This window comes from Fischerella thermalis PCC 7521 (assembly GCF_000317225.1).
Lineage (GTDB): Bacteria > Cyanobacteriota > Cyanobacteriia > Cyanobacteriales > Nostocaceae > Fischerella > Fischerella thermalis.
The window spans coordinates 22,259-43,848 of the sequence record NZ_AJLL01000022.1; the positions used below are offsets into that span (position 1 = coordinate 22,259).

Here is a 21,590-nt window from a genome sequence, read left to right on the forward strand (position 1 = left end):
GGATAGTGGTTAGTGGTTGATGACTAATAACAATTACCAGTCACCCATTACCAATTACCCATTACCTACTAACTACCAACACTTTCAAATTAAGATGCAAGTAGATAATCATTGCAGTTTGTTAAAAATGATTGCGGCAGTAAGCGTGAAATAAATTTATGAACGATGTTCTCGATTCTCAGTCAGTCTTAGAAGTGTTGCGACCAGTTCAAGATCCAGAACTTCGCAAAAGCCTGGTAGAAATGAATATGATTCGTAACGTCAAAATAGATGCAGGCAAGGTCAGTTTTACTTTGGTATTGACTACACCTGCCTGTCCGTTACGTGAATTCATCGTAGAAGACTGTCAAAAAGCAGTCAAAAAGCTGCCAGGAGTTACAGATGTATTTGTAGAAGTCACAGCGGAAACTCCTCAGCAAAAAAGTTTACCCGATCGCACTGGTGTGACTGGGGTCAAGAATATTATCGCTATATCCAGTGGGAAAGGTGGCGTCGGTAAAAGTACAGTGGCTGTGAATGTAGCAGTTGCTCTAGCACAGGCAGGAGCCAAGGTAGGTTTACTGGATGCCGATATTTATGGCCCCAATGATCCAACTATGCTTGGTCTAGCTGATGCTCAGATTGTAGTACGTACCTCTGATCAAGGGGAAATACTCGAGCCAGCTTTTAATCATGGAGTCAAACTAGTGTCAATGGGCTTTTTGATTGACCGCGACCAGCCCGTAATTTGGCGTGGGCCAATGCTGAATGGCGTGATTCGTCAGTTTCTCTATCAAGTGCAATGGGGAGAACTGGACTATTTACTCGTGGATATGCCACCAGGAACAGGAGATGCTCAGTTAACATTGACACAAGCAGTCCCAATGGCAGGGGCAGTAATTGTAACAACACCACAAACCGTTGCTTTGTTAGATTCTCGCAAAGGTTTGCGCATGTTTCAACAGATGAATGTACCTGTTTTGGGTATTGTAGAAAACATGAGTTATTTCATTCCTCCAGATATGCCAGAAAAGCAGTATGACATATTTGGTTCTGGTGGTGGCTCTAAAACAGCAGCAGAATTGGGAGTACCCTTATTAGGATGTATACCTCTAGAAATCTCTACTCGCATTGGTGGTGACAACGGTGTACCAACAGTAGTAGCCGATCCAGATTCAGCGAGTGCCAAAGCATTCAAAGCGATCGCTCAGACAATCGCAGCCAAAGTATCAATTGCTGCTCTAACGTAAAAAATGGAAAACATAAGAAAATGTAATTTTTGTCTGGGTAGAAAACTACGGGTCGGAATACAGATTTTTAGTACTCAGTAAATTTAAAATCTAAAAACTAAAGTCTATAGTCGCCCAATGTTGTTAAAAAGGTCACGTTCTTCACTTTTACAAATTCGCTGGAAATATTGGTTTAAGCCTTGGCAGCAAATGGACTGGTTGTTGTTGTCTTTGCCAGTCGGCTTGACAATATTCGGCGGCATTATGATCCGTAGTACCGAATTGAATCAAGGACTCACTGATTGGTGGTGGCACTGGTTAATTGGTGGGATTGGTTGTGTAATTGCTTTATTGCTGGCCCGTCTACGTTATGAAAATCTGCTGCAATGGCACTGGATTACTTATACACTCACCAATATCAGTCTCACTGCTGTAATGATAGTTGGTCACAGTGCCAAAGGCGCCCAGCGATGGGTGAATATCTTTGGTTTCAATGTCCAACCGTCAGAATTTGCCAAAATCGGGGTAATTATCACCCTAGCGGCGTTATTACATAAACGTACTGCTGCCAACCTGGATAATGTATTCCGCGCTTTGGCAATTACTGCTATTCCTTGGGGATTAGTATTTATACAGCCAGATTTAGCAACATCACTTGTGTTTGGTGCGATCGTCTTAGGGATGTTGTACTGGGCAAACGCTAACCCAGGCTGGCTGATATTAATGATTTCTCCCATTATTGCCGCAATTTTGTTCAGCATATCTTGGCCCTTTACGATCGCTTTTTCAGAAGATCTCAAATTTGGACTATTGGGACTAATTTGGTCAGTAGCAATGGGCATTGTGGGTTGGCGCACCCTCCCTTGGCGGCGATTTTATCTGAGTGCGATCGGCGCATGGGGTTTGAACATGTTTGGTGGTGAATTAGGGCTATTCGCCTGGAACCACGTATTGAAGGACTATCAAAAAGATCGACTCACTTCATTTATTAACCCCAATGCTGATCCCCTTGGTGCTGCTTATCACCAAATCCAATCTCGTATTGCCATCGGTGCAGGAGAATGGTGGGGATGGGGCCTTTTTAAAGGGCCTATGACGCAACTGAATTTTGTCCCTGAACAGCATACAGATTTTATTTTCTCTGCCGTAGGTGAAGAATTTGGTTTCATTGGCTGTTTGGTAGTGTTGGCAGTCTTCTGCTTAATTTGTCTGCGCTTGTTACACGTCGCCCAAACTGCTAAAGACAACTTTGGCTCTTTGTTGGCTATTGGGGTTTTGTCTATGATCGTTTTTCAGATGATAGTCAATATTGGCATGAACGTTGGTTTAGCACCAGTGGCAGGAATTCCCCTCCCTTGGATGAGTTACGGGCGTTCAGCAATGTTGAAAAACTTCATTGCTTTAGGGATAGTCGAGTCAGTGGCGAATTTTCGTCAAAGGCAGAAGTATTAGTTAGTTGTTTGTTGTTTGGAACAATCAACAACCCACAACCAACTATCAACTACTAACCAATCACCAATCACAAGTATTAAGCTAATAACAGGAAACAAGCGAGGATAAAAACCATGATCCTGCCTGGAGCAACTGTTCGTGTCAAGAATCCAGCAGACACCTACTATCGATATGAAGGACTTGTACAGAGAGTCAGTGATGGCAAGGTTGCTGTACTGTTTGAAGGTGGTAACTGGGATAAACTAGTTACCTTTCGTCTCTCTGAATTAGAAGCTGTAGAAACAACCGCCGGACGTAAAAAAGCAAAATAGTCAAAAGTCCAGAGTCAATGGTCAATAGTCCACAACTTTTCGACCATTGACAATTGACCATTGACAATTGACCATTGACCACTATGCGCCTTCCCCTGCCACAATTTAATCGAGGCGATCGCCATCCTAACCATTTTGCAGAGGTGGTCGCAACCAGTACATGCGAGTTTTTAGCGCAGTGTTTGGAACCGGAAGACTTAAGTTTTCCCCCCATGCCTCCCTTTGGTAGCTGGGTTTGTTCTGTGGATGAAGAGTCGGGCAACCAGATTTATGCTGTGGTATATTATGCCACAACTATGCCGATAGATTCTGTACATAGACCAGTGGCTTTGGGATTATCGTTGCAGGAATTGCGGGAGGAACAACCCCAAATTTTTGCTATGCTCAAAACAGAATTTCGTGCTGCGATCGTGGGTTTTGCAGTCACATCAAATGAACGGAATTCTAGTAGTAATTTGTATCAATATTTACCACCACGTCCACCACAAATTCATCAACCAGTTTATAGATGCGAACCAGAAGCAATCATTAAATTTACAGAACAACTAGATTTTTTGCGGACTCTACTTACTGTAAATGGTGCGCCAGTAGATTCTTTAACCGCAGCAGCTATTCGGGAAGTGTATTGGTTACGCAAAGCTGACCGACAATGGTTAGTTCAAGCTGGACGTACTCTCAGCGTGCTGCTGAAAGATGACTATGATCGCCTACGGTTTATTTTGAATCAAATCAACCCATAGGTAGTTTTCCAATCATTAGCTTAGTTAAGCATAGTAGAATTTTTATATTTGTCTTCTGAGTAGATTTTGATCAGTGATCAGTTATCACTCTATTGTTATAAGTACAGTAAAAAGCATTTGTTTATATCTGAATTCTTATCTCCAGGGGCTTACAACCTTTTTGATAAATCTAAATCTTTGATAACTGATAACTGTTCGTTGTCTCACCATCACCCCTGCTAGTCCTACCTATGGAACTAATGTTACACGTTCTTGCTGTTGAACCTACTGCCCAAGTTCTCGCTAAAGAACCCATTATTCCTTTTGCTATTCTGCTAGTAGTCATCTTAGTGGTCCCAATCATCTTTGAGCGACTACGACTACCTGGTTTAGTTGGTTTGGTGTTATCAGGGATATTACTAGGTCGTCATGGCTGGAATGTATTTCCCACTGAAACACCAACCATGAGTTTGCTCTCAGACATTGGGTTAGTTTACTTGATGTTTGTAGCGGGTTTAGAAATTGACTTAGAAGAGTTTCGCCGCAAAAAGATTCCTGCTTTTGGCTTTGGCAGCTTAACCTTCAGTTTACCTTTGGTAGTAGGAGTGTTCCTCAGTCGGAGTTTTGGGTATGAATGGAATGCTGCTATATTCATTGGCTCGATTGTGGCATCCCACACCCTTTTAGCATATCCTCTGATTAATCGCTTAGGAGTCACAAGCAACGCAGCAGTCAGGACAACGATTGGGGCGACAGTGATTACTAACTTAGGTGCATTACTGGTATTAGCTTTATGTTTAGTTGCAAACAGCGATAATTTGAGCTTTTGGCAAGTTCTTCCTTTTTTTAACTCGTTGATTGTCTACACAATCGTTGTTTTAATTGGCTGCAATTGGATAGGTAAAGAATTCTTTCGTCGTGCAGGAGATGACGAAGGAAATCAGTTTTTGTTTGTCTTATTATCTGTTTTTCTTGTTGCTTTAGTAGCTCAATTTCTCGAGATAGAAAAAATTGTCGCTGCTTTTTTAGCTGGTTTGGCAGTAAATGAAGCTGTTGGCGAAGGGCCAGTCAAAGAAAAGGTTGTTTTTGTTGGCAGTATACTATTTATTCCTATTTTCTTTGTTCACCTGGGCTTACGCATTGATTTGCCTACTTTTTTTAGTAGTTTGATCACACTTCAGTTCACAATTTTATTGGTGGTGAGTTTATTTGCTAGTAAATTTATTGCTGCTTTCGCGGCAAAATTACTTTACCACTACAACTTGCAGGAAACGTTAACTATGTGGTCGCTGTCATTACCTCAAGTGGGTGTGACATTAGCCGCAGCTTTAGTAGGGTATGAAAATGGCTTACTCTCACCAATATTATTAAACAGCGTCGTTGTCTTGATGTTGGTGAGTTCAATTGTAGGCTCATTCATGACTAGTCGGTTTGCTGTTGGTCTAACTGCTTCAGTTATCAAAGAACTACCATTTACTAATCAAACTCACATCGATGCTGGAAAAACAGACAGCAGCCCTTCCACTATAGTTGTGCCAGTTTATAATCCTCAAACACAGCAATATTTGATTGAAATGGCGGCTTTATTGGCACGTCAGGCAAAAAATGCGAGGATTATACCATTAGCTATTGCTACGGCTGTGGCCCATATGGATGCTCCCCAGTTAGAAACGTCTATAGAACGTGGTGAACGTTTACTGCTAAAAGCTACAGCCTTAAGTAGAGTCTTGGGTGTGGAAGCACAACCACTACTGCGAATTGATGATGCTTTTGCTCAAGGAATTAGCAGGGCAGCACGTGAACAAAAAGCTGATTTAATTTTGATGGGTTGGGGTAAGCGAACTGGGTTAAGGGCACGTTTGTTTGGGAATGTAATTGATAGTGTTCTATGGTCTTCCCATTGTCCAGTGGCTGTAACTCGTTTGCTGGAATCACCGAGAAAAATTCAGCGGATTTTAGTTCCGGTAGAAAATTTTATGGCACCAGCATTGCAACCTATACAATTTGCACAAATTCTTGCAGAAGCAAATCAAGCACAGGTAACTGTGTTGAGTGTCTGTGAACGCCGTACTAGTTCCAGTAAAATTGCATCCAGGCGATCGCAGCTTTCTCAAATAGTATCAAATGTATCTTCAGCTCATCCACCAGAAATTCAAATTATCGCCCATGAAAATGTTGCTCAAGCAATTTTACAGGCTGCACGATTATATGATTTAGTTGTCCTACCTTTTGTACGTAATCGTACTAGTCCGGGTGGGTTAGCAATTAGTGATGTGACAACTTATTTAGCTAGACAATTAACCTGTTCTATTGTCATGCTGGGAGAACCACAGCGTACTGAAAAATCAGTAACTGTACCAGTCGGTGTTCCTAGCCCTATCCCTGTAACTTAAAATATTTTGCTCCCTTCTGGGCTTCAAAGGCAGAACCTATACAGGAATGAACCAAAAGCTTACTTTAATTGAACCACCAAGACGCCAAGACGCCAAGGGTTCGTACTTTAAGAGAAATAGTATTATTGAAGATTGTGATTAGTAATACTTAAATAAACTAAGTAAATTTGTATCGAGATCACCTTCAAGGTGTGATTTTGCGCAGTGCAACCACTTGTTTATTCCATTAATTTTTATGGTGGTTGATAAGTTTGTAGTTAAGACTTTAGCCCTATCCTCCAAAGGTGCTTGAACGCTCACTACCTAGCACTAAATACTGTGCAGTCGAGTTTTGATATTCATATGGTTATTAACGCCAATACATACATTTTGCGGCTCTTACCTACACCAAGTACCACAGAACAGCTGCCCTACTTTAAAAATCTTTATCTTCTTGAAGATTTCATGAAATATTATCAGTGGCTTCGGTATTCTTGAAAGATGTTTGATAACTTTGCATAAAGAATTGTTTAGCATTTGAATAAAATAAATACTCACGTACAAAAATTTTTACCAAAAATATTTCTGTGAGTACTACAGCTTGTGCTGTATTTTTATTCCCATTATGGGTACTCTAAGCACAAGCGCGATCGCGACTAATAATATCGTAACTACCTAGAAGACTATGAGAATTTTGGTGACGGGCGGTGCTGGGTTTATTGGCTCACATTTAATTGACCGATTAATAAATGAGGGACACGAAGTCATTTGTTTAGATAACTTTTATACAGGTCATAAGCGCAATATCCTCAAGTGGATGGATCATCCGTATTTTGAATTGATCCGTCATGATATCACTGAACCAATTCGGTTAGAGGTAGATCAAATCTACCATTTAGCTTGTCCAGCCTCCCCAGTGCATTACCAATACAACCCCGTCAAAACCGTGAAAACCAACGTTATGGGTACGTTGAATATGTTGGGGTTAGCAAAGCGGGTGAAAGCACGCTTTTTGTTGGCTTCCACCAGTGAAGTTTACGGCGATCCAGAAGTTCATCCCCAAAACGAAGAATATAGGGGTAGTGTTAATCCCATCGGGCTACGTTCATGTTACGACGAAGGCAAGCGTATTGCTGAAACTCTAGCATTTGACTATTACAGACAAAACAAAGTTGATGTTAGGGTTGCTCGCATCTTTAACACTTACGGTCCTCGAATGTTAGAAAACGATGGTCGGGTAGTAAGTAATTTTGTCGTTCAAGCTTTGCGGGGTATTCCTTTAACGGTGTACGGAGATGGTTCACAAACACGTAGTTTTTGTTACGTATCAGACCTAGTAGAAGGACTGATGCGGCTTATGAATAATGAGTACACAGGGCCAGTTAATTTAGGAAATCCTGACGAATACACAATCCTAGAATTGGCTCAGGCTGTGCAAAATCTCGTCAATCCTGATTCACAAATTAAATTTGAGCCACTACCCGCTGATGACCCGCGCCGCCGTCGCCCCGATATTACTCGAGCGAAGACTTGGTTAAATTGGGAACCTACCGTTCCGCTGCAAGAGGGGTTAAAACTGACTGTAGAAGATTTCCGCGAACGTATAAAAAATGGTCAATAGTGATTGGTTGTTTGTTGATAGTTGATTGTTGGTTGGAACAACTAAACAAATAAAACAAACAATGAAGGGAAACTTCTTTTTGAACATTTAACCCCAAACTAAAGCGAGGAATTAAGTAAAATGCGTGTTTGTGTAATTGGTACTGGTTACGTTGGTTTGGTTACAGGCGCTTGCTTGGCTCACATTGGTCATGATGTAATTTGTGTAGATAACAACGAAGAAAAAGTTAAGTTAATGAAGTCTGGGCAATCACCTATTTTTGAACCTGGGCTTTCAGAAATCATGCAAAGTGCCATCAGTGCTGGTAAAATCCAGTTTACGACCGATCTTGGTGCAGGAGTCAATCACGGAGAAATTCTGTTTATTGCTGTAGGGACACCACCCTTACCGACTGGCGAAAGTGATACTCGTTATGTGGAAGCTGTGGCTCGTGGTATTGGCACTCACCTTAATGGTGGCTATAAAGTAATTGTCAACAAATCTACTGTACCGATTGGTTCTGGTGACTGGGTAAGAATGATTGTTTTGGATGGTATTGCTGAACGGCAAAAAACACTCGTACCTGCTGGCGGGGTGCGTGATGATGAACAGTTACCAGAAATTACAGCCCAGTTTGATGTCGTCAGTAACCCAGAATTTTTGCGGGAAGGTTCAGCAGTTTATGATACTTTTAACCCAGATCGCATTGTTCTAGGTGGCAATAGCTCCAAAGCGATCGCGATGATGGAACAATTATATGCTCCAATTGTGGAGCGTAAATATGCTGAGGATCAATCTTTACCTCCAGTACCAGTGTTGGTAACAGATTTGAGTTCAGCAGAAATGATTAAATATGCTGCTAATGCCTTCTTAGCAACCAAGATAAGTTTTATTAACGAAGTTGCTAACATTTGCGATCGCGTCGGTGCTGATGTTACCCAAGTCGCCAAAGGTATCGGTTTAGACTCCCGGATTGGGAATAAATTCTTGAATGCTGGTATTGGCTGGGGTGGTTCCTGCTTCCCCAAAGATGTTGCAGCCCTGATTCACACCGCCGATGACTACGGCTACGAAGCCCAGTTACTCAAAGCCGCCGTCAGCGTCAACGAACGTCAGCGCTTGATTGCTGTGGAAAAACTCCAACAAGCCCTGAAAATTCTCAAAGGTAAAACTGTGGGACTACTCGGTCTTACCTTTAAACCTGATACCGATGACATGCGCGACGCCCCTGCACTCAACTTAATTGAGCAGCTTAATAGACTAGGAGCAAAAGTCAAAGCATATGACCCCATTGTTTCCCAGTCTGGTTTGCGTGATGGTCTTACTGGTGTGTTAGTTGAAACCGATCCACAAAGACTAGCTGATGGTTGCGATGCTTTAGTGATTGTAACCGAATGGCAGCAGTTCAAAACTCTTGACTACGCTCAGATGGCAAAATTAATGAACCACCCCGTCATGATTGACGGTCGTAACTTCCTCGACCCAGAAATGATGCTGAGGGCTGGCTTCCAATATATTGGTGTAGGTCGATAAACAGTCTTTCCAAGACTTTTTGTTGCGTGTCTTTGGAAAAAATAAATATTCTTTCAACACTCCCATCTCTTTCACCGAGGTGGGAGTTTTAATTTTGGTGCAAGATATTTGACTGCAGCTTTCATAATCATGTCCAGCAAAAATCTCCTGAAATTATAGTCAGGAAATTATCAATCTTTGGCAATTACTATGTCTGTAGATTTAATTACAGCATATGCTTCTCCTCCGACAGCCAATTCTAATTCTTCGCTTGAGACTTTCGTGATCACAGAGGTGAGCTGGACTTTGTGAACAATCTCTAGTGTGACTTCACTGTTGACTGGCCCATTCACAATTTTAGTAACAACTCCTTTAAGAACATTTCGGGAACTTACTTTTAATGGTTTCTTTTGAGTAGTAACTTCTGCTGAGTTAGTGCTAGCATCTTCTTCTTTGGGCATAGTTGGTAATGAAGCTAGAGAAACTGAAGACACTGGAGACTCTTTGTTCAAACTGCGTACAAATTCCCGTAGAACCTCTGTCTTTGTGCGTTGAGATTGCTGACAAAACTCCTCCAGCATTTTTCGTTCCTCCTCAGAGGTTTGAAATGTAATCCATCCTTGTTCTTTTCTTGGCATAACCTTACCAAATCAGTTGGTATTTTGTTGGTAATTTTGGTAGTATCCTACCAACCGTTGATTTTATAAAAAATCTCTCAAGCTGTTGTCCTATCAAAGGAAAAGCTTTTTGATTTTAATTTTCGCAGCATTTATTAATTTACTGCTGGCAATTTGTTTGCGATCATTTACTCTGTTCACATTATTAGCATAATCAAACACCAACTTAACTTGTCTGTGCTGGCTTCTCAATCTTGGTAAGTGAAAAAAGATGAGCCAGAATACCGTCAGTCTTTATACTTATCGTCAGTACCAATTCCGTTAAAATTCGGGATCTCCACCTCTCCCAATTCCCGATCAGCAATCTCTAATCCCCAATCCCTAATCCTCAATCCTATTACATTGTTTAAAGTTATGTAGCCTTTTGATTACGACAGCTAAGCCACTGCGGTAAACTAAGCCTTGATATATGATTCTTTCGCGGAGAAGAACACCTCATTTAGGAGTTTTTTAATGTCTCATACCGTAAAAATCTACGATACCTGCATTGGCTGCACCCAGTGTGTCCGCGCTTGCCCAACAGATGTGTTGGAGATGGTTCCTTGGGATGGCTGTAGAGCTGGTCAAATAGCTTCTTCCCCCCGTACAGAAGATTGTGTGGGTTGCAAGCGCTGTGAAACTGCTTGTCCCACCGACTTCTTGAGCATCCGGGTTTATCTAGGAGCTGAAACAACTCGCAGTATGGGTCTGGCTTACTAAAAGCCAGAAAAAGCCCACACCATACCTGATTGTGTCAGGTCGGTGTGGGAGCAGTCACTTTATTAATTAGCAAACTTTTTTAAAAGATAGGGTAGACATTAGGCTTCTTATAGAGGTTTAATGCCTACCCTATAAATTTATCGTTTTTTTATAAAACTTAAAAAATCTTAGTATTTAATCAATAGTCATTGGGGATTGGGTGGAGCAAATTTTGGGAAAGGCGATCGCATCTTATTTGATGTGTGCCTACGGTCGTGGGGAACGGTGAGTTTCCCAATCTCCGATCCCCTGACTTAGCATCTATACTGGAATTTAATCATCCTGAAAATTGTAGTGGTGTGAGTAATGTGCGGTATCGTCGGTTATGTAGGGACTCAAGCGGCGACAGAAATTCTCTTATCTGGGCTGGAAAAACTGGAGTATCGAGGTTACGATTCAGCGGGAGTTGCTACGATTTGGGAAGGAGAAGTTAATTGCGTCCGAGCTAAAGGCAAACTATCTAACCTACGTTCCAAGTTAGAACATTTACAAACTCCTGCCCAAATTGGCATTGGTCATACTCGCTGGGCTACTCACGGCAAACCAGAAGAGTATAATGCTCATCCGCATATGGATACAGCAATGCGCGTGGCAGTGGTACAAAATGGCATTGTGGAAAACTACCGCGAACTACGCGAACAACTCAAAAACCAAGGACATCAGTTTCGCTCAGATACAGATACAGAAGTTATACCCCACCTAATCGCTCAATTTCTCAAAGAAGAAATGGCCCTAGGACAGATTAATTCTGATTCTCTGTTCTTGGAGGCTGTGCGAAAAGCTGTTAACGAATTACAAGGTGCGTTTGCGATCGCGATCATCAGTGCTGACTACCCCGATGAATTAATTGTCGTTCGTCAACAGGCTCCCATAGTCATTGGTTTTGGGCAAGGAGAGTTTTTCTGCGCCTCCGATACTCCCGCGATTATTTCTCATACCAAGGCGGTGCTACCCCTGGAAAATGGCGAACTGGCCCGTCTCACTCCTTTGGGCGTAGAAATTTATAACTTTGCTGGTCAAAGGTTGAAAAAACACCCCCGTCTACTCAGCTTGAATCCGATGATGGTGGAAAAACAAGGATTCAAGCACTTCATGCTCAAGGAAATCTATGAGCAACCAGGAGTAGTGCGGGCAACTTTAGAAGCATACTTTAACACTGATTGGCATCCAGAAAACAGTAGCAGTTCTCCAATCAATATTGGTTTACCAAGTGAACTATACGCAGATATAGAACAAATTCAAATTGTAGCTTGTGGTACTAGTTGGCACGCTGCTTTAGTCGGTAAATACTTACTCGAACAACTAGCACAAATTCCCACTCAGGTACAGTATGCCTCTGAATTTCGCTATGCTCCCTCACCCTTGACACCTAATACTTTAACTATTGGCGTTACTCAATCAGGTGAAACTGCTGATACACTAGCAGCCTTGGCAATGGAACAGGAACGCCGCCAAGGTCGAGAACCAAAGTATCAAGCACGACTTTTAGGTATTACCAATCGTCCCGAAAGTAGCTTGGGGCATATGGTTCCCCATATTATTAATACCCTTGCTGGTATTGAAATTGGAGTAGCAGCCACCAAAACTTTTATTGCGCAATTGATGGCGTTTTACGCTTTAGCCTTGGATTTGGCTTATAGTCGCCAAACGCTTCCCTATGAAAGCTTAGAAGATATCCTCAAAGGATTGCGGCAAATTCCCAAAGAAATAGAAGCAACTTTGGAAAGTCAGGAAAAATTAACCGAACAATTAGCCCATGAATTTGCTGAAACCACAGATTTTATCTTTTTGGGTAGGGGAATAAATTTCCCCATTGCTTTGGAAGGAGCATTGAAATTAAAAGAAATCAGCTACATTCATGCTGAAGGATACCCAGCTGGAGAAATGAAGCATGGTCCCATTGCTTTACTAGATGCAAAAGTGCCAGTAGTAGCGATCGCTATGCCTGGTAGTGTCTATGAAAAAGTAATCTCCAACGCCCAAGAAGCAAAAGCCCGTGATTCTCGCTTAATTGGTGTTACCCCCGTCAAAGATGGAGAAGCAGGAGAAATTTTTAACGATTTAATTCCTGTCTCTTTTGTAGATGAATTACTTTCTCCCATCCTGACGGTAATTCCCTTGCAATTACTGGCTTATCATATCGCCGCCCGGCGTGGTTTGGATGTTGATCAGCCTCGTAATCTTGCTAAGAGTGTGACCGTAGAATAGTATGAAATTATACTGATATACAATTGTGGAAAGATAATATAGTTGTAAAATTTATCCTGTAGGTGCATATGCAAACATCTACAGGAGTTTTTCTAGCTAGAAAAAAGCAAGATTGCACACAAGCCAAATATGAGCGTTACTGTAAGGAAGGTCTCAACGGAACCGTATTGCTTTATCTTTCCATTATTCTTGTTTATCGAGCAGTGATTACTCGTGTGAATAGAAGAATTGTCTATGACTAATACAGTCTGATTTTTTAACGTTTCACAAAATTTATCAATACAAGCTATGACAAAGTGGATTCAGTTGAAAAATTATATCAAAGCTCGAACAGTATTAAACATCTTCATCTGATGAAAAAGAATGTAGAGACGCGCCATGAAAAGAATGTATAGACACGCTGTTTGAAGCGTCTCTACAAGAATTTTGGATAACGCATAATTAATGTCTATTATTTAGACCTGTTTAAAAATCAGGAAATGGCTGTACAATCTGCATAATAATGTAATCTATATAAAGATGAGAACAGTGTGCAACAAGCACTGGAAATTACAAATATGCGATCATTAGCAGAGCAAAAATTAGATACTTTGTCTGGTGTAAAACGACAGCAAGCCTGGATTGCAATAGCGCTGACGCAAGATACAAATATTTTGCTTTTGGATGAGCCGACTACTTTTTTGGATTAGGCGCACCAGATAGAAATTTTAGATTTTAGGTAACTACAAACAACAAACAGTCGTGACAACAACATCAAAACCTCCTAGAGTATCTAACAAGCGTAGGAATTCAGCCCATCCTTTACATCGCTTGCTAGACTATGGAAGCCAATATCGCCAACAAATTTGGCAAGCAACAACATTTTCTATCATCAATACGATTTTAGACTTAGCGCCACCATGGTTGATTGGGACTGCGGTAGATATTCTCGTAAAGCAGCAAGATTCTGTACTTGGCAAGTTGGGAATTCAAGATATATTTTGGCAATTTTTGTTCCTGTCATTTCTGACTGTCATTATTTGGATATTCGAGTCACTTTCTCAGTACGCCTATGATCGACTTTGGCGGAATTTAGCACAAAATATTCAGCATCGTTTACGCTTAGATGCCTACAATCATGTACAAGAATTAGATTCAGCTTACTTTGAAGAAAGCAGCACAGGCGGTTTGATGTCAATTTTGAATGATGATATCAACCAACTAGAAGACTTTTTGAATTTTGGAGCGCATGAAATTATCAGCATTAGCACATCAATCATCATTTTAATTGGTGGTGCTTTCTTGATTTTGCCTCCCTTCATTAGCCTAGCAGCAATGTTACCAATGCCATTTATTGTTTGGGGTTCCTTTAATTATCAAAAGCGTCTGGAAGATCGTTATGCTGAGGTACGAGAAAAGGTAAGTTTTCTCAACTCACGACTAGCAAATAATCTCACTGGTATTAACACAATTAAGAGTTTCACTGCTGAAGAATATGAAAGTGCTAGATTGGCAGGAGAAAGTGAAGCATATAGAAGAAGTAATATCAAAGCAATTAAACTTTCTGCTGCATATATTCCTTTAATCAGAATGCTAGTTTTATTAGGGTTCACAGCCTTACTATTTTGGGGAGGTATGGCAACATATGCTGGTGTGATATCTATTGGTAACTACAGTGTTTTACTAGTTTTAGTACAGAGATTATTGTGGCCCTTAGTAGAACTAGGAGAAATCTTTGACAAATATCAAAGATCAATGGCTTCTACCAATCGTGTCATGGATTTATTAGATACTCCCATAAATATTATTAGGGGAGATATATCTTTACCAATTGATAAAGTACGTGGTGAAATTGAGTTCAAGGAAGTCACTTTTGCCTATAAAAATAGAGAACCAGTCATTAAAAAACTATCCTTACATATTCCAGCAGGAAAAACGATTGCCATTGTTGGTTCTACAGGTTCCGGAAAAAGTACTTTAGTTAAATTAATATTGCGATTTTATGACATTTCTTCTGGAACTATTACTATTGATGGAATTGATATTCAACAATTAAATTTACGTGACTTGCGTCGTAGTATCGGCTTGGTAAGTCAGGATGTATTCTTATTTCATGGAACCGTTGCAGAAAATATCGCCTACGGAACTTTTGACGCTACCCATGAACAAATAATTGCAGCTGCAAAAATCACCGAAGCTCATGATTTTATTATGCAACTCCCTCAAGGTTATGAGACAATAGTTGGAGAACGAGGTCAAAAATTATCTGGAGGACAACGCCAAAGAATTGCTATAGCCCGGGCTGTTTTAAAAAATCCCCCTGTATTAATTTTAGATGAAGCTACATCTGCGGTGGATAACGAAACGGAAGCTGCCATTCAGCGTTCTTTGGAACGGATCACTTTGAACAGGACGACGATCGCGATCGCCCATCGTCTTTCTACTATCCGTAATGCTGATTGCATTTATGTGATGGAATATGGGCAATTTATAGAGTCAGGAACTCATGAAGAATTGTTGGATAAGAATGGGGTTTATGCTAGTTTGTGGCGAGTGCAGTCGGGTGTGAGTTAACAGTCAATAATGATTGAATCCCAGCAATAAATGTGAATTAGGGAAAATATCTAGCCAGGAATAAATTAACCAAAATAGTAAGAGTGATTGGATAATTAGGCGTTGCTGAATCAAAATATGAATCAAGCGATCGCAATAATTCAGAGGAGTAAGGGGCATCTTGAGTGTGACTGAACCATACTTAAGATAATATTTCTAAACATGCGCGCTTGGTTTGTTGCAAGTAACCTTTTGGAAGCATCAATAAACTGACGACCACATTTCACACAAATGTAATCTTGTTTACCTCTTTGTTTTCCGTTTTTGCGAATGTGGGTTGATGCACACCTTGGACATTCCATAGCGATCCCACTAATTCATATTTCTATGAACTTCATCATCACTGACTTCTTCTATTGCACCCACAGTTGCACATCCGGCATGGTTGACAAGTACATCAATGCGTCCAAACTTGGCGATCGCCTTTTTCGGCGTTGCTGAATCAAGATATGAATTTACAATTCACGGGTATGACCAGACGTAGACCAGACGTTGTAGAGACGTAGCATTGCTACGTCTCTACAACGATTTGGTATCGAACTACAAAAATGTATGCACACATAATTCATGACCAAATTCAGCAACGCCCCTAATCATGCGTGGGAAATAGTGTTGGGGTACGACCAAGAAAAAATCATGAGCGATCGCGCTGCTAAAGCTGTTGTACAAGCCATAAGTCAAGCAGAGGAAACTGCTCGTTAACTTTACCTTTGCAAAACTTTAATACTTTCAATCTAATTACTGCAAGTAGGTAAAGCATATGCCTTACCTACAACTACCCTATTGCACATACTCTCATACACCAATGCAAGACATAATTTTTTTGTCCAGAAGAATCTAACTTCTACTCTAATTGCTTAGAAAATTTTGCTCTCATAAATTGTAAAAAATCTGAATGTATTGTTGAATTTGGCTTTCAATTGGCGCACGTTTAATTTCTCCCTCACAATAACCTCTTCCCTAAGCATGAATCGCCATTGCTTTTCTTCCCAGAGTAGAACGCGAAAGAAGAGCAAAAGAATAATCTTTTTTCCTCTTTCTTTTTGCCCTTAGGGCCTTTGCGGTTTTTTATTTACACAGTTTGTAGAATTGTCCCTACTTGGGAAGAAGCCCGAAGTTTGATTTTGGTGCATCGATAAGGTGTGCGAGATGGTCAACCCTCTGAGGGTGTCAGTTACTATCTGATTTGACTCAAAGTCACGACAGCCAATAGCATCTTCTGTACAAGCCATGATTGGATTGACTGTGCATTTTAGGCGATGATCATTGGTGAAATAAGCACAACCACTACAAGGTACTTGATGTAGTTTCTTAACATGCTTAATTCCTTTCTTCATGGAAATCAAGATACTACAGAAACCCGAAATCAAAATTGTCCAAGCACATAAACCAAAAAACAACTTACTCAGCAGCATAAATCATCCTCTAAATTTCCCAAAAAATAGCCCGCAGCTAACAGCTGTAAAGCGCAGGCATGAATCTTATTGAGCTAGTGTTGGTGTCAAAATCCGAGAATTGAGAAAATAAAAATTATGAGTTTTTAGTTCTTAATTAACACCTCAAACTGAGCAAATATTTGTGTAAATTCAATTCGTTATTCTTGTTTGCTAATTCCTAATTCAATTGACGGTAACGCCAATAATGCCAGAAATAACCTGCAAGTGCTAATATTCCCAAAAAACACTGAATTGTTGCTAGAACATCACGCTCATCACCGTAAAACTCTTTAGGATAAACAGTTTCGTTATATCCAACAAATACAGCAGATATAAAACCCATCAAAGCTAAACCTAGCAAACTATAAGACAGAATTTCCTCACCATTGTCTATTGGTAAAAATTTTCTTACCCAAGTAAATGGTGGTACAAGAATATGCCACACACCACCAAATATTAAAATTAAACCAATCCAAATATGACCACCTACAACGTCTTCTAAGTTATCAACACTTGCCATTCCCAATAAAGTCCAATTACCATCTTTTAGTCCCACCAAATAACTAAATATTTTGACTGGGTCTAAATTCGGGTTACTAATCAAACGCACATCTCCTAAATGGGTATCATAAACTCCTCCAAAAAACATGGCTTTTAGAACTAATAAGAATGCACCAAAACCCAAAACAATCAGGTGATGTCCTAAGATTAAACCCAGTTTTTGCGAGTCATTCCACTCATAGTGAAATTTGGCAACTTGTCCGCCGCTACTGTATAAAATTTGTGGGCCGCGAAAAACATGAAACAAACCACCTGCCCCCAAGACAGCAGATGCAATCAAATGTAAAATGCCAATCACAAAATAAGGATAAGTATTGATGACTTCACCCCCAGCACCTACGCCCCATCCTAAAGTTGCTAAGTGGGGTAACAAAGTCATTCTCTGCTCATACATTGGTATGTCGGGAACAAAGCGCGTTACTTCTGAGATGGTAATTGCTCCTGCCCAAAACATAATTAAACCTGCATGAGCCACATGAGCTCCTAATAGCTGACCAGACAAATCTATTAAACGAGCATTGCCAATTAACCAAGATGAGTTTGTATTAGCTGCAAAGGTTTTATCAGTCGATATTGCCACTGTTCAACACCTTTTGAATATGGATTTTACAAGTTTTAATTTGAGATCTCATACCCAAAAAAAACAGGTATAGCCCCTTTGGGGTGGGAGAAAGAAACGCCCGTTGTCCATTCCCTGTTCTCTTCTAAAGTCATATCTTGCACCTATTTTTTTGAGCGCCAAGAAATAAATTTCAAGAGCTTTTAGCCGAAGTCTACTAAAGTAGACTCATCTTATTGCTCAGTCATCTTCAGATGACTTTTGCTATTAGCCTAGAACTTTAGTTCTAGGCGTACTTAGAATTAAGATGCAAGATATGTGTACAAGCTTTACGAGCTTGTTTCAATTGCACTCAATGCTCTTTCAACTCGTTTGAAGTCAAAACCAATAGCTCGTAGTGCGTGCCACAAGTGACCTTGCAGGAAAAAGAAAGCTAGGAAGAAATGAGTGTTTGCTAACCATGCTCTGGAAGTGTAATTTCCATAAGGTAACTGAATAGTGTCAGCAAAATAGGGACAAACACCAAACTTGATCTCTAACGCAGAGCCGTAAAATTCCACAGGATAAGCTAGGGTGTTAACTGCACAAAAGTAAGCTGCAACAAAACCTGCTAAGGCAATACCACCCAAAGAATAAGAAAGAATTGCTTCACCAGAGAAAATGAGTAGTTTCTTAGCCCAAGGTAGAGGCTTGACAAGAATGTGCCAAACGCCGCCAGCAATCAAAAGTAAGCCAACGTAGATATGTCCACCAACTACGTCTTCTAGATTGTCGACACTAGCAAAGTGAGTTTGATAGCCAAAGATGACGAATGGGTTGAGAGTAGGTTCAGTAACTACCCGGACATCATGAATTGTGGTGTCATACAGTCCACCCCAGAACATGGCTTTTGCTACTAACAGCAAAGCGCCAGCACCTAAGAAAAGTAGATGATGTCCCAAAATAAAGCCAAGTTTATTGGGGTCATCCCATTCAAAATGAAATTTACGCGCACGACCTGTTGCATCTTTTAGGTTCTCAGGACCCTTAAGAGTATGAAAAATCGCACCTGCACCCAAAACTGCTGATGAAATGATATGCAAGGCTCCAATGACAAAATAGGGATAAGTATCGACAACTTGACCACCTGCTCCCACACCAAAACCTAAGGTAGCTAAGTGAGGCAATAATATTAGTCCTTGCTCACCCATTGGTATATCTGGTTGATAGCGTGAAAGTTCAAACCAGGTAAAAGCCCCCGCCCAGAGAGTTGTTAAGGCTGCTTGTGCAACGTGAGCGCCAATAAATAAGCCAGAAAGATTGGCAAAACGAGCGTTACCTGCCCACCAATCATATTTGACTTTGGGATTATCGTAAGTTTGCATTGCCTAGCTGTTTACTCCTTATTGCTAGTAATAATCAAAAACTATTTGCCCTAGTCTAAGGAAACACTTGCTTGTAAAGGTATTTACAAGCAAGCTATTTACTTGTTTGCTTGGACGTTGAGAGGAAAGAAACACAATTGAACCGTGGAAGATTCTGCCTAACTATACAAAAACAAACTCAATCCATAAGCAGATTTTGCAAATGGAATTGTACCCTGCTGAATCTGTTGAGCGTAATGAGCAACAGTCCATGATTTAGAATTAAGTTTATTGAGAATTAGTATTAACAAGCAAGAGTATTTACAAAATGTAATAATTACCAGATTACTGAAAGTCCAAAATCTATATCTTTTCAAATAGGTGAAAACGTCTGTCCTGGGAACGTTTGCTTGATTTATCTGAGATATTGCACTGTAGAGCGATCTTAAAGAGATAGATTAATATTAGAAGTAAAATTTACTCTGCATAATTATGCTACCAAGTCCGGCTAATTACTTACGATATGATTCTGATGCAGTTGGGCATTGGGAATTGATTTTTCCCATTACCCATTATTAATTACCAATTACCGGCTTTCACAGATATGATAAGTCTTCAAACGCACAACTATAGTGAACAACAAGATCCCCGACTTCTTAAAGAAGTCGGGGATATGGCTCTCTCATTTTCACTTTTGCAGATAGGATTGCTGTAGATAAACAACTAAACTCGATTTAGTGGGGGGATTCAGATCCCCACTAATTGCCTTCTAACTCCTGTTTTATTCAATTATCTTAGATGCAGTCGATGAAACGACTTAAGCAGCAACAGGTTCCAACAATTGGATGTTAGAAAAGATAAACTCTTGAACAGAGGGTTGGTTCTTGGTATCGGTGCTGATAAAACGGCGATTCAGAATAAAGTAATTACCAACCTTTTCGTATTGATCTTCAAATTCACTCCTACCACCTTTTTGTTCGCCTGTTTGTGGGTCATGGTATACAGAGTCGTAAGTGTGAGAGAGGTAGCCTTCTCCAGTGTCATGCACGCTAAAGGTGTTAATTGTGACAACAACACCGTGGATATGACGATGAACAAGGCTGACTATGTTATTGCGGACTTTGTATTTATCGCCTGCGGACTTACCACCAACGATAATTTCAACAGCGCCTGTCTCATCGGTATCACCGTAGCTAAAAGTATTGGCTCCGTGGGTTTCTTCAAAGCTACGACGGATACGATGAACAGCTATTTCCCAAGCTTGATGATTAATCGCCTGCTTGGCTTGTTCATCTTCTACTTCAAACACTTCTGCTTTGAGATTGGCGTTAACTCGAATTTTGCCTGTAAATACCTGCTCATCTTGTTTGTAGGTTATATCTGCGGTGTATCCAGGGAAATTATGATCCCAAGTGTAACGGTTCTCGTAGGCAGCGCGGAAGAGTTCTTGAGCAGATACTTGTGTTGCAGTCATTGGTTTCTCGTATATTTGTTAGTTTATGTTAGTTTTTTAGCTTTGCTAGTATTAGCTAGCATAGAAGTAATTCTAAAGCCCGCCTAGTCCCCAAGTGGGTACACTCTATGGTTAGTTCTCTCCACAGTCTCTTTGATGCGATCGCCAAAGCTAATAACGAACAAGAACTACGACTCGCTGTGACGAACACAGTCGGGGAGCATTTTCGTGTGGAACGTTGGGGTCTATATCTCTGTGATGACCTATCTACAGCAGAAAACGTTGAGGTACAAAAGATTCCGGAAGTCTGTTTAGAAGGAAATCCGGTTGGACGTTATGTGGTTGAACGTCATGCACCCGCCCATGAAGAACTTATTTTAGCCCCTGGAGACTGGCAAGATATTTGCCCACGCCACGATCACGCCCACGTCATGAGTGGACCGATTGTTTGTGATGGTCGTCTGGTAGGAACGCTCAACCTCGCCCGCGCTGAGGGTCATCCTCCTTTTGACGCCAACGATTTAGCTGATTTGAGTGCTTTGTGTTTACATTTGTCAGCCAAGCTTGCAACATTGAGGGCGAAACCAAAAACCTTCAATTCCCCCTTAGTTGGTCGCCTGACACCACGAGAGTTAGAAATTGCTGAGTTGGTAGCCCAGGGGTTAACCAATGGGGAAATTGGGGAAAAGCTTTTTATTACCCAAAATTCGGTGAAGCAAGCGTTGAAAAGAATGTTTCGCAAGCTGGGTGTTTCCGCAAGGGCGGAAATGGTGGCGAAGTTGCAGGATGTGATTTTATAGTAATTATCCCGGTGATAAGAAATCACATTCTTACACCAAGACGTGATCG

At 40.8% G+C, this 21,590-nt stretch carries 16 protein-coding genes and 3 pseudogenes; 14 read left to right on the forward strand and 5 right to left on the reverse strand.

Annotated elements, in window-relative coordinates; translation table 11 throughout:
* The first annotated feature begins 158 nt into the window (after positions 1–158).
* The 7 genes from UYK_RS0104960 to UYK_RS0104990 all read left to right on the forward strand — a co-directional run bounded on the left by UYK_RS0104960 (position 159) and on the right by UYK_RS0104990 (position 9,195).
* The gene (locus UYK_RS0104960) at positions 159–1,229 is read left to right on the forward strand and encodes an Mrp/NBP35 family ATP-binding protein (protein ID WP_009458134.1); all 1,071 of its coding nucleotides are present in this window, start codon (positions 159–161) and stop codon (positions 1,227–1,229) included.
* Positions 1,230–1,346: 117 nt separating this feature from the next.
* The gene (rodA, locus tag UYK_RS0104965) at positions 1,347–2,660 is read left to right on the forward strand and encodes a rod shape-determining protein RodA (protein WP_009458132.1); all 1,314 of its coding nucleotides are present in this window, start codon (positions 1,347–1,349) and stop codon (positions 2,658–2,660) included.
* Between the two features lie 113 nt (positions 2,661–2,773).
* Complete coding sequence (locus tag UYK_RS0104970; protein WP_009458130.1) at positions 2,774–2,971, forward strand: NAD(P)H dehydrogenase subunit NdhS; 198 nt, start codon at positions 2,774–2,776, stop codon at positions 2,969–2,971.
* A gap of 83 nt (positions 2,972–3,054) precedes the next feature.
* A complete protein-coding gene (locus UYK_RS0104975) occupies positions 3,055–3,711 on the forward strand; it encodes an HAS-barrel domain-containing protein (protein ID WP_009458129.1) in 657 nt (218 codons plus the stop codon).
* A gap of 230 nt (positions 3,712–3,941) precedes the next feature.
* Positions 3,942–6,083, forward strand: coding sequence for a cation:proton antiporter domain-containing protein (locus tag UYK_RS0104980; protein WP_009458125.1), 2,142 nt, complete (start codon positions 3,942–3,944; stop codon positions 6,081–6,083).
* 664 nt (positions 6,084–6,747) lie between these two features.
* Positions 6,748–7,683: a UDP-glucuronic acid decarboxylase family protein gene (locus UYK_RS0104985; protein WP_016871031.1), complete on the forward strand. Its 936-nt coding sequence runs from the start codon at positions 6,748–6,750 to the stop codon at positions 7,681–7,683.
* Positions 7,684–7,803: 120 nt separating this feature from the next.
* Positions 7,804–9,195: a UDP-glucose dehydrogenase family protein gene (locus tag UYK_RS0104990; RefSeq protein WP_009458121.1), complete on the forward strand. Its 1,392-nt coding sequence runs from the start codon at positions 7,804–7,806 to the stop codon at positions 9,193–9,195.
* Positions 9,196–9,365: 170 nt separating this feature from the next.
* On the opposite strand, the gene UYK_RS0104995 is transcribed toward UYK_RS0104990, so the two are convergent.
* Positions 9,366–9,812, reverse strand: coding sequence for a TOBE domain-containing protein (locus UYK_RS0104995; RefSeq protein ID WP_009458119.1), 447 nt, complete (start codon positions 9,810–9,812; stop codon positions 9,366–9,368).
* A gap of 492 nt (positions 9,813–10,304) precedes the next feature.
* On the opposite strand from UYK_RS0104995, the gene psaC reads away from it, so the two are divergent.
* The 4 genes and pseudogenes from psaC (at position 10,305) to UYK_RS0105015 (ending at position 15,350) form a co-directional block, all read left to right on the forward strand.
* Positions 10,305–10,550 carry a photosystem I iron-sulfur center protein PsaC gene (gene psaC / locus UYK_RS0105000; RefSeq protein WP_009458117.1) on the forward strand — a complete coding sequence of 82 codons (246 nt, stop codon included), beginning with the start codon at positions 10,305–10,307 and terminating at the stop codon, positions 10,548–10,550.
* 345 nt (positions 10,551–10,895) lie between these two features.
* Entirely contained in the window at positions 10,896–12,797 is a 1,902-nt protein-coding gene (glmS, locus tag UYK_RS0105005) for a glutamine--fructose-6-phosphate transaminase (isomerizing) (RefSeq protein ID WP_016871032.1), read from the forward strand.
* A gap of 515 nt (positions 12,798–13,312) precedes the next feature.
* Positions 13,313–13,483, forward strand: a pseudogene (locus tag UYK_RS0105010) (ATP-binding cassette domain-containing protein); the annotation flags it as partial.
* A gap of 55 nt (positions 13,484–13,538) precedes the next feature.
* On the forward strand, positions 13,539–15,350 hold the full coding sequence (locus tag UYK_RS0105015) for an ABC transporter ATP-binding protein (protein WP_009458111.1): 1,812 nt from the start codon (positions 13,539–13,541) through the stop codon (positions 15,348–15,350).
* A gap of 190 nt (positions 15,351–15,540) precedes the next feature.
* Here UYK_RS0105015 and UYK_RS27120 read toward each other — a convergent pair.
* A pseudogene (locus UYK_RS27120) lies at positions 15,541–15,691 on the reverse strand (IS1/IS1595 family N-terminal zinc-binding domain-containing protein); the annotation flags it as partial.
* A 265-nt stretch (positions 15,692–15,956) separates the two neighbouring features.
* Between UYK_RS27120 and UYK_RS27500 the strand changes: the two are divergent.
* Together UYK_RS27500 and UYK_RS27125 are read left to right on the forward strand one after the other, a co-directional pair.
* A complete protein-coding gene (locus UYK_RS27500; protein ID WP_009458107.1) occupies positions 15,957–16,091 on the forward strand; it encodes a hypothetical protein in 135 nt (44 codons plus the stop codon).
* 116 nt (positions 16,092–16,207) lie between these two features.
* Positions 16,208–16,303 (forward strand): annotated as a pseudogene (locus UYK_RS27125) (SAM-dependent methyltransferase); the annotation flags it as partial.
* 700 nt (positions 16,304–17,003) lie between these two features.
* Here the strand turns inward: UYK_RS27125 and UYK_RS0105025 are convergent.
* The 3 genes from UYK_RS0105025 to UYK_RS0105035 all read right to left on the reverse strand — a co-directional run bounded on the left by UYK_RS0105025 (position 17,004) and on the right by UYK_RS0105035 (position 20,762).
* Positions 17,004–17,966: a chlorophyll a/b binding light-harvesting protein gene (locus tag UYK_RS0105025; protein ID WP_009458105.1), complete on the reverse strand. Its 963-nt coding sequence runs from the start codon at positions 17,964–17,966 to the stop codon at positions 17,004–17,006.
* Between the two features lie 308 nt (positions 17,967–18,274).
* Positions 18,275–19,309 (reverse strand): chlorophyll a/b binding light-harvesting protein, encoded by a 1,035-nt coding sequence (locus UYK_RS0105030; RefSeq protein WP_009458103.1) that lies wholly within the window; start codon positions 19,307–19,309, stop codon positions 18,275–18,277.
* 796 nt (positions 19,310–20,105) lie between these two features.
* Positions 20,106–20,762, reverse strand: coding sequence for a DUF3386 domain-containing protein (locus UYK_RS0105035; protein WP_009458101.1), 657 nt, complete (start codon positions 20,760–20,762; stop codon positions 20,106–20,108).
* Between the two features lie 107 nt (positions 20,763–20,869).
* Here UYK_RS0105035 and UYK_RS0105040 point away from each other — a divergent pair, with 107 nt between their 5' ends.
* Entirely contained in the window at positions 20,870–21,541 is a 672-nt protein-coding gene (locus UYK_RS0105040) for a LuxR C-terminal-related transcriptional regulator (protein ID WP_009458099.1), read from the forward strand.
* Positions 21,542–21,590: the final 49 nt, after the last annotated feature.